Genomic DNA, 8,955 nt, shown 5'->3' on the forward strand with positions numbered 1-8,955 from the left:
GCCACGATAGTTTAGGGGTAGCCCTACGCAAAAATAGCTCGATGCCAGGTTTTATTATTCAACTCAAGCCTCCTTAAATTATAATTAGGAGGCTTTTGTTATTGCAGGAGCGGACTAACAAGTCTTTTGGGTAAAATAGTCAATAGATGGTTTTTTAGGCGAACAGAGGTAATAAAACCTGAGAACTACAAGAGCCTCTAGTTGATGGCTGTTATTTTTCTCTCTAGGTCAAATAAAAACCCGTGGATATACCCCACCTTCCGCACCCATATCTGTCACACTGCAAAGAAACGGATAGTATATAGTACATAATAACTAGCTGTGTAGACTCAATTGGGTTAGTGGAAATATTACCGGGGTTAAAACTCAAACGGGCAAAAAGATATTAGAATTTAGCAATATGCTGCAACTGTTGCGGAGCAATTCTAGCAGTAATAAGAACCTAGCAATGAATAATCAACCTCAACTGGTGCGATCGCTAATAACCAACACTCCTTACGGGAAACTGAAACCCACGCATGTTAGTGCAATACTTGCTGAAATATTCAAGCCCAAGCCAGAAACTGCTGCTCCAGTTAATCCGTTTATTGCAGCACAGCAGCTGAACAAGGGTTGCGGCAAAAGAATTCAAGAGCAAGAAAGCCAGATTGCAACTTTCTTTGCAACAAACAACAACTAGCAGACTTACAGCAATTTTCAGGTAAATAGACCACAGTGATTGAACCAACCGAAGGCATCATCTTCGGTAATGTAATTGACAGCCAGAGCCATTGCTTGGTCGAGTGATTCGGTGGTGCGTGCCTCACAGGAACGGAGAAATTGCTTTACTTTCGACCAACACAGTTCTATAGGAGATAAATCTGGAGAGTAGGGAGGCAAAAACTTAACTTTTGCACCAACGGATTCAATTGCAACTCTTACACGTTCGGCGTGATCAACCGGGAGGTTATCCATGACCACGATGGCAACGAGAACACAGCAGGCATCGCTCCTTTCCATAACTGAGGTATTAATATCTCAGTGACATAAGTGAGGAATACACCAGTATTTGTACTACCTGGTACAGTCATAGCTGCAACCAGTCCATCAAGGTTTAAAGCTCCAATCAAAGACACGTTCCCACCCTTAGTGCCAGGTATATTACCAACTGCTCTTTCGCCATTGACTGCTCTGGCAAATAAGCCGCGCAGCGATTGATAAATTCAATCCCGCTTCATGGACAAATATCAGGTTTCTGACATCAATTTTATCTAAAGTTCGGCAATAGTCATGTCTTAACTCTTGTACTCTTGGGGTATCTTGCTCGCTGGCATAGAGACTTTTTTTTTACACCGTAAACCTAATTTTTCTACCGCACGATGCATTGTCGTGATACTTACACTAGTCCCTGTGCGTTCTGCATAAATTGCCTCTGCGATCGCCTTTTTCAATGACTTGATCAATTAGTTCAATTGTCTCATCTGGTAAGGTGATGTTAATCCGGCGATGCATAATTTTTCGCTCTGTTTTGCCTATCAGCTTTATTATACACATTTAAAGTGTGTATAGTTGTGTTAAAAGAGCGATCGCCTGAGATAATTTGAGAAAGTGCGATCACTAGTAAAACAAAGGAGCAATATGCCAAGAAGTTGGCTTTACTTGTGTGAACTCCTAAATTTATTAAGGGTAATCGTTAACATTTAAATATTAGCGACACTTGAAGTTTTCTTTAGGTTTTGACTCAGAGTTGGGTTTTTCCGTTTGACTTTGAGAAGAATCTGTATTTGTGTGTTTGAATAAATCAGGAAAATTGCTTGAAGATGTATTACTAGCAGAATTATTTGTATTGGCTGGTCTTGACTCTGAAGAATTATTTGTTTGATCAATATCCTTCACATTATCATAGATAATACCAGTACCAATTCCTATTGGGATTAAAACAATGATTAATGCACGTAAAGCGTTCGTAAGATTAGAAGTAGCTGTTTTTATTTCCTCTTTGAGTTCTTGATTAGCCTCTTTTTGCTTTTGAAAAGTATCTTGAAGTTTTTTGTAGTTACTTCTCAGCCCTGTTAGCTCTTTTTGAAGTTTTTCAGCAGATGGTTTGTTGTTAGTCAAACTCATTTTCATGTCCACATCCAAATCCTCATGATTTGACTGTATTCCTCCTTCCACTTGAACGCGACTATTAGATGCTGCCCTTACATTTTGCAACTTTCCAGAATCTTTAACTTTACATAAAGCATCAAAATTATTTAAATTTTTCTCCTTGTCGGTATCACAAAGCTTGAAAATGAATAGCCTTTGTGCGAAACCTCGTTGAGAAAAATTACTCAGATTTTCTAAATATGTTTCAAAAAAGTCAATCGCATCTTCAATGTTGTCTTTATCGAGTAATTCTGAGTTAACAAAAACCAGTATCTTCAAGCCCAGGAGTATGCCAAAATACAGCGGGTTTTTGGAACCAGCAAAATCCAGTAATGCCTTGGGATTTCCGACGAGGTAAGCGCAGCAATCAACCTATATATTCACCTAGTCCAGCTAGTACGAGTAACTTACCAGCCTGTGTCAATAGCGACTGTAATTGTGATGATTTTAAAACTCAAGTTGAAGCCCAAAGAGTCAGGACTTACGCAACTGTCACAAGCAATGGCGCGGTGTAGCCGCGCCACGCGCCAAACCACTAGGCAATAAACATGGGAACATCTGGACGTTTTAGTTGCTGAACTAAATAATTTGACAATAATCCATGTTTTATTTGATAAATTGTTTGACTACTTTTATAAGCTAAAGTTTTGAGTCTAAGCCAGACTAAAATAGCGCAGGCAATATGGTTTCTTTGAATACGACCCTTGCGACATTGACACGATTCAACACCAGTCAATTGTTTTAATTCTCTATGAAACTCCTCAACCTGTAATCGTTCCTTACACACTTTTTGTACAACGTCCGTAGAATCTTGAGATAAATCGCGAAGTCTGCCGGGCAGACTACTCTGTGCGGCGAACTTCGCGTTTGTAGCGATAAAATCCGTTCTGTCGGTAGAGACAGTGACCCGGAAAAGTTTCACTTTTTTAGCTTGAGGGAACTTTTTTATTTTAACTATTTTACCTGATTTTAACTCCTCTTTCTGCCAAGATAATAATTCAATTCTTTGATAATCTTCAAGACAAGCCGTATCATCAACAAGTCGATTACGTTTCAGAGGGCAATAATAATATTTTCCTAACCCATCAATATATAACATCAATTTATTTGTTGCATACCAAGTGTCCATCAAGACAGCTTGGAATGGTAGACCCTTGTGATACACAAGATTTTGCAGCATCTCTGTCACATGGTCTATTTTTGTTTTCCTTTTCTCGTTCTGGGTCATAAATCCGATAATCAACTACCCAAAATTTTCCGACTTCATGATTGACATATATACAATTTATTAGCCCAATACCTTGGATAACACCATGTTGATTACCACTATATTGCCCTTTACTTGTCTCTATTTCTGTGGCGTATCTTTTATCAAGTACTGTGTCATCAAAAACTAGATATGCACTATCGCTCACTTCGATAATATCTTTAACATTATCCCAAAGCAAACGTGGTGTTAGCAAATCATTTTTGAGATAGCGGTTAATTTGATCATGACTAATCTGCTCTAAATGGTCTGCTAAATTTGTGACAGTGTAATTAATCTGACTACTTAACAAGTACTGGCAATAGTTAAGTTTAGTAAATCTCATAAACTTCAGGATTTATTTTAGCCATCCTAAACTAATTTTCTCATGATTTGAAGAATACTTAACACACTCGATTACTGCTACTAATTTCAGGAATCCTCTTTGGATACGCCATTATTTAGTACATAAATACTATATAAATGCGATGCCTGCGGCGAGCGAAGCTATCGCGCTGTGCCAGTTGCCTAAGTCCTGCCCAAAGAGTATTAAGTGCTTTTGCTGATGACCGTTTTAGATTAGATGGCGATAAAGATGGAAGAGCCTGCCAAAACCTTCCTTAAAAGTTAATTAGCCAATAAAGCAGAATAGGTGGTCGATACCCACCTTACTAGAAATTACTGTTCACATAATCTATCAGAATAAAAAACACTCATGGTTTCAACTAACGGTAAAAATATTATCTCTAACATCGAAATCCAAAACGATCGCATTCTAATTCATAATTTAGAAATAACTGGAAAAGATACAGTAGATTACTTACTGCGATTACCACAGGAAGAACGCGATCGCGCTATTATTCAAGCCCTAGAAGTTGGTGTTTTTTGCCTAGAAAGAACTCAAAATAGTCAAGATATTGATTTTTTCAAGCGTCAAATTCAGTCGTTGCTAGCAGAAGTTACTCAAATTGTTGGCGGTGTACCAAAAACAGTAGAACAGCAATTAATCAGTAAAATTGGTACGGCTGACGGTCAAGTTCTAGCACCGATTCAAACACAGGTAAACTTGATATCAAGGGAACTCACGATTCGCCTGAATGAAGTAAAAAATTTCCTTTCCCAGGATATCGATCCAGCAAAAGAGTCTTCAGTCCTTGGTAAAGCACTCAAGGATATGAAAAATCTACTCGATCCCAAACGCCAAGACTCTGTGCAAGGTCTGTTTGCAGTGGCACTTGAAAAAGCAACTGCTGAAAATGGGACTCTCGCTACATCTGTAAAAATGGTTGTCTCGGAAGCTGTCAAACCTCTTGCTGATGAAGTTGACAAACTAGCAAAGGAAATTCGCGGTAGGAACGCAGCCGAAGAAGCACTTCAACATACTACAGCCAAAGGGATTACCTACGAAGAAGGCGTTGTTATAGAACTGCAAAAGTGGTCAAAGTTGATGGGATGTGAAGTTAATTATGTAGGCACTGATAACAAACCTGGTGATATTATCGTCAACATCACTAGTACATCTGTTGTGGGAACAGATTTATCAATTGTGATTGAAGCAAGAGATAGAGGGTCTGATGCTTGGGGACGCAAACGCATTTCTGAGCATTTGACTAAAGCTATGACTGAGCGTCAAGCAAATGCCGCCATCTTCCTGAGTCGTTATCGTGAGGGGTTAGCACAGGAAATTGGCGAATGGGCTGAAGGACAATCTGGGCAAGGTCCTTGGGTAGCAACAACACATGAGTTTTTAAATACGGCTATCCGGTTTATACTGATAGAGCAAAGATTAACTGCGCTACGTGCTGTCCAACCAGAAATAGATGCGATCGCAGTTGAAGACCACGTTAAGCGCATTCACACAACACTTAAGAGAATTACAAATATCAACACACACATTAAAAATCTGCGTCAAAATACTGATGCGATCGCTACAGAGGTAGAGACTCTAAAACAAGAAATTAAGGATGCCCTTCAATCTATAGAAGATGCAATTCGTAGATAAGCGATAAACACAAAGCTCGTGCAGACAAGCTTTGTGTTTAGCTCCAATCTTTTAGCCTCTGGGTTTTTGTTTTTTAAATTTTCAACTTTTCACCCCGAATCGAATAATCCAACAACTCCATCGGGTGAATAACTGAAATCTTCTTACCTTGCAACTGCAAATGCTTCGTAATTTGCAAAGTACACCCCGGATTAGCAGAAGCAATTAACTCAGCACCAGTATTCAACAAATTCTGCACTTTTTGCTGACCCAATTCTTCAGAAACTTCCGGTTGCAGCATATTATAAACCCCAGCACTGCCACAACATAAAGCTGCATCTATTGGTTCTCTCAACTTCACCCCTGGAATTTGTCGCAATATCTGACGCGGTTGCACGCTAATCTTTTGGCCATGCAATAAGTGACAAGCATCTTGATAAACTAAATTCAAAGGTTTATCAGTCAGTGGCGAAAGTTTTGCTGTTAATCCAACAGTTGCCAAAAACTCTTGAGCATCTTTAACCTTAGCTGCAAAATCCTTCGCCTTTTCCCGATATTCTGGATCACTTTCTAAAATGTGACCATATTCCTTCAAAGTATGACCGCAACCAGCAGCATTGATAATTACGAAATCTACATCAGTATTAGCAAAACTATCAATCATCTGCCTTGCTAAAGCTTTCGCCTGTTCTGCTTGTCCTTGGTGTTCGGGAAGGGCCGCACAACAACCTTGAGATTTTGGAATCACAACTTCACAACCATTCGCTGTTAAAACCCGCACTGTTGCTTCATTCACTGAGGAGAAAAACAGCCGTTGCACACAACCCAAAATTACTCCGACTCGATACCGCTTCTCACCTTGGGCAGGAATAACAGTAGGGAAATTATCTTGAAAAGATTTGAGAGTAATTTCTGGCAGAATAGATTCCATTGCTGCCAAACGGGGTGATATTTTATTGAGTAAACCCGTAGCACGAAATAATTTGGCAAACCCCAACTTTTGATAAACCAATAACGGAACTAATAAAATCCGTAAAAGTTTAGGATAAGGAAACAAAGAAAATATCAGTTGACGAAAAAATTGGTCTGGTAAACTGCGGGGATAATTTCGTTCAACTTGGTGACGAGTTGCAGAAATCAATTTGTCATATTGCACACCAGAAGGACAAGTACTCACACAAGCAAGACAGCCCAAACAAGAATCAAAATGTTCTACCGTTGCCGTATTCAGGGCAATTTCACCCTCATTAATCGCATCCATTAAATAGATACGTCCTCTAGGAGAATCCATCTCCTTCCCAAGCACCCGATAACTAGGACAAGTCGAGAGACAAAACCCACAATGTACACAACTATCAATCAACTTTGGGTCAGGTGGATGATTCTCATCAAACCCCTTCAAATTCTTCAAACTAGCCACATTATTAACAGAATTTTCTGAAACTTGCATATTTCTCCCTTTCCCCTCTCTATCTCAGCGTCCTCAGCGTCTCTGCGGTAGCCTGCGGCAAGCCTCTGCGAGTCTACGTTTTCTTCAAACTAAATCCCACCCACAAAACGACCAGGACTTAAAATATTCTTACTATCAAACTGTTCCTTAATACCGCGCATCAACGGCAAAGCATTCCCCGTGTAACCCCAAACATCTATTTCTTCTTTAACCGCCATTGGTGCTGACAGAATTGTTAAAAAACCTCTATGAGCTTGAGTGCGTAGGCGCAGCCCGCCGTAGGCATCGCTTCCGGCGGAGCGTAGCTGATCGCGCACTTTCAAAACCTGATTTTTATCCTCTAATTGTAACAAACCCAAACCACTACTTATATGAACTAAACCCAATTCTACCTGAGTCAAAATCTCCACGGCAGCAGTAGGTAACACTCCTATTTTGCAGGTAATTACAGATTCTGTGGCAGTAGAATGTATTCGTTGTTGCAATCTCTGCCATAGACTGGCTTCATCACCATCTGCAAAAATTGCCCCATCTAAACCTAACTTTTGCCCTACTTCCAAAACTCGGTTTGACTGTTCCTTAACACTCTCGCTAATACTTTGGAAGCGGGCAATTAATCCTAGTCCTTGACCCAAACCTAAGTTGGACACCAGTTTAGTTGATAGCAAATCAGCTTGGACTGGTGTTAAAGCCGAACCTCGAAGGATATCAGCCGCTTGGGATACAGCCTCAGCACTGCCCGTTAGTACCACCGTCCCTGATGCCTCTGGTAGCGGATACAGGCGAAAAGTTAGTTGACTAATAACTCCTAATGTGCCATAAGACCCAGTAAGCAACTTCATCAAGTCATATCCGGCAACATTTTTAACTACTCTTCCCCCAGCTTTGGCGACTTCTCCATCAGCACGCACAAAGGTAATACCTAGTAACTGGTCGCGCACACTACCATAACGTTGCCGCAGAGAACCTGTATCACCTGTGGCGACAATACCGCCAATGGTTGCCGACTCTGGTGCAGTGGGGTCAAGGGCAAGAAATTGCCGTGACTTTGCTAAAAGTGCTTGGAGATCAGAGAATTTCATCCCAGCTTCTACCGTGACAGTGAAATCCCCAACAGCGTGTTCAATCAGTTGGTTGATGCGTTCTGTACTGACTACGACATCAACGCCCTTGACTAAACCGCCCCAGCTGAGTTTACTGCCACTACCACAGGGGAGGACGCGCCAGTTGTGACTGTGAGCTGTGGCGATGACAGCAGCTAGCTGTTTTTGAGTGCGGGGATAGACAATACAACTGGGAGGATTTCCAGAAGCTATAGCCTGTTGGATATGTTTTTGCTGACCTAGTTTGATATTTTCCCAAAGGCAAACAGCATTTTCTTCGCCGACGATAGATGCAAAATAATCAGCGCACACGCCTTGCGGCTTGTCGTTAGACATCGCTTTGATTTAGTTTATTTTTTACCGAAAAATTGGGTTTAAAGCCCCGTCCTAAAGGAGCGGCTTTTCAAGGGGTTTAGGCAATCGCTTAATATAATCACGCAGAATTTCAGCCGGAGTAATCTGCTTAGATTCTGCATAAGCTTTGAGCTTTGCCCACTCTTCATCTGAAAATCTCAGATTGTATACTTTTGGTCTATTCATTTGTAGCCTGCCTGTGCTACACTAATTCTAGCAGGAAAGGTAATCAACCTGCCTAAAAACCTTGTTGCCTAACGGCAGTCTGAACCTTGACAATTAAATCTATGCGGTTCTACTGCATTGTTCTAGTTTCCTCCTAGCAGTAGGTAAAAGATTTATAGGAACTAGACGACTCAGAATTTTGAGACTATTTGTTTCAAACTAAACAGGACTTGCACGCCAGTTGCTTGGCTGTCGGCATAGCCGCCCAACGCACTGCCTCAACAATGCAACTACCGAGGGGCACTCGGAAAGTTAACGCTTGGGGAGAGTCTCACCTCTGGCTTAGATGACGCAAGGACTTCTTCGTTAAGTGATCTCATTGAGCCAAGAATCCCCGTCGATTTATCGCGGGGAGTGTCAAGCCCTACTTCTAATTTACTGGCTAACCTGACCAAAAAAGCGGATTGTTACCACTATAGCGGTTCTCAGTTGGGTGCAATATAGTAACAGCAGTGGGTAAACCATCCAA

Annotated in this window: 9 protein-coding genes and 1 pseudogene; 3 read left to right on the forward strand and 7 right to left on the reverse strand. The window is 40.9% G+C overall.

The genetic code is table 11. The features are described from left to right. Positions 1–448: 448 nt before the first annotated feature. Positions 449–679 carry a hypothetical protein gene (locus HWQ23_RS02790; RefSeq protein ID WP_292823295.1) on the forward strand — a complete coding sequence of 77 codons (231 nt, stop codon included), beginning with the start codon at positions 449–451 and terminating at the stop codon, positions 677–679. A gap of 17 nt (positions 680–696) precedes the next feature. Here the strand turns inward: HWQ23_RS02790 and HWQ23_RS02795 are convergent, their stop codons facing one another. The 3 genes from HWQ23_RS02795 to HWQ23_RS02800 form a co-directional block, all read right to left on the reverse strand. Beyond that, positions 697–999: a transposase gene (locus tag HWQ23_RS02795; RefSeq protein WP_292823297.1), complete on the reverse strand. Its 303-nt coding sequence runs from the start codon at positions 997–999 to the stop codon at positions 697–699. Positions 1,000–1,380: 381 nt separating this feature from the next. Beyond that, on the reverse strand, positions 1,381–1,491 hold the full coding sequence (locus HWQ23_RS33560; RefSeq protein ID WP_472850379.1) for a ribbon-helix-helix domain-containing protein: 111 nt from the start codon (positions 1,489–1,491) through the stop codon (positions 1,381–1,383). Between the two features lie 195 nt (positions 1,492–1,686). Next, complete coding sequence (locus tag HWQ23_RS02800) at positions 1,687–2,406, reverse strand: hypothetical protein (protein ID WP_292823299.1); 720 nt, start codon at positions 2,404–2,406, stop codon at positions 1,687–1,689. 53 nt (positions 2,407–2,459) lie between these two features. Between HWQ23_RS02800 and HWQ23_RS02805 the strand changes: the two genes are divergently transcribed. Continuing rightward, entirely contained in the window at positions 2,460–2,642 is a 183-nt protein-coding gene (locus tag HWQ23_RS02805; RefSeq protein ID WP_292823301.1) for a hypothetical protein, read from the forward strand. Between the two features lie 20 nt (positions 2,643–2,662). On the opposite strand, the pseudogene HWQ23_RS02810 reads toward HWQ23_RS02805, so the two are convergent. Beyond that, positions 2,663–3,719, reverse strand: a pseudogene (locus HWQ23_RS02810) (IS701 family transposase). A 369-nt stretch (positions 3,720–4,088) separates the two neighbouring features. Between HWQ23_RS02810 and HWQ23_RS02815 the strand changes: the two are divergent. Further along, positions 4,089–5,375 (forward strand): hypothetical protein, encoded by a 1,287-nt coding sequence (locus HWQ23_RS02815; RefSeq protein WP_292823303.1) that lies wholly within the window; start codon positions 4,089–4,091, stop codon positions 5,373–5,375. A 73-nt stretch (positions 5,376–5,448) separates the two neighbouring features. Here the strand turns inward: HWQ23_RS02815 and HWQ23_RS02820 are convergent, their stop codons facing one another. From HWQ23_RS02820 to HWQ23_RS02830, 3 genes are all read right to left on the reverse strand, one after another. Further along, positions 5,449–6,804 (reverse strand): (Fe-S)-binding protein, encoded by a 1,356-nt coding sequence (locus HWQ23_RS02820; RefSeq protein ID WP_292823305.1) that lies wholly within the window; start codon positions 6,802–6,804, stop codon positions 5,449–5,451. 89 nt (positions 6,805–6,893) lie between these two features. Next, positions 6,894–8,243 (reverse strand): FAD-binding oxidoreductase, encoded by a 1,350-nt coding sequence (locus HWQ23_RS02825; protein ID WP_292823307.1) that lies wholly within the window; start codon positions 8,241–8,243, stop codon positions 6,894–6,896. Between the two features lie 51 nt (positions 8,244–8,294). Next, positions 8,295–8,447, reverse strand: a complete 153-nt coding sequence (locus HWQ23_RS02830) for a hypothetical protein (RefSeq protein ID WP_292823309.1) — start codon at positions 8,445–8,447, stop codon at positions 8,295–8,297. Positions 8,448–8,955: the final 508 nt, after the last annotated feature.

This window comes from Nostoc sp. JL33 (assembly GCF_017114985.1).
GTDB lineage: Bacteria > Cyanobacteriota > Cyanobacteriia > Cyanobacteriales > Nostocaceae > Nostoc.

What these genes read in the sequence shown, in the direction of transcription:
- HWQ23_RS02830 (WP_292823309.1), bottom strand. Translation starts at nt 8,447, where the DNA reads ATGAATAGACCAAAAGTATACAATCTGAGATTTTCAGATGAAGAGTGG.
- HWQ23_RS02805 (WP_292823301.1), top strand. Translation starts at nt 2,460, where the DNA reads ATGCCTTGGGATTTCCGACGAGGTAAGCGCAGCAATCAACCTATATAT.
- HWQ23_RS02825 (WP_292823307.1), bottom strand. Translation starts at nt 8,243, where the DNA reads ATGTCTAACGACAAGCCGCAAGGCGTGTGCGCTGATTATTTTGCATCT.
- HWQ23_RS02795 (WP_292823297.1), bottom strand. Translation starts at nt 999, where the DNA reads ATGGAAAGGAGCGATGCCTGCTGTGTTCTCGTTGCCATCGTGGTCATG.
- HWQ23_RS02815 (WP_292823303.1), top strand. Translation starts at nt 4,089, where the DNA reads ATGGTTTCAACTAACGGTAAAAATATTATCTCTAACATCGAAATCCAA.
- HWQ23_RS33560 (WP_472850379.1), bottom strand. Translation starts at nt 1,491, where the DNA reads ATGCATCGCCGGATTAACATCACCTTACCAGATGAGACAATTGAACTA.
- HWQ23_RS02790 (WP_292823295.1), top strand. Translation starts at nt 449, where the DNA reads ATGAATAATCAACCTCAACTGGTGCGATCGCTAATAACCAACACTCCT.
- HWQ23_RS02820 (WP_292823305.1), bottom strand. Translation starts at nt 6,804, where the DNA reads ATGCAAGTTTCAGAAAATTCTGTTAATAATGTGGCTAGTTTGAAGAAT.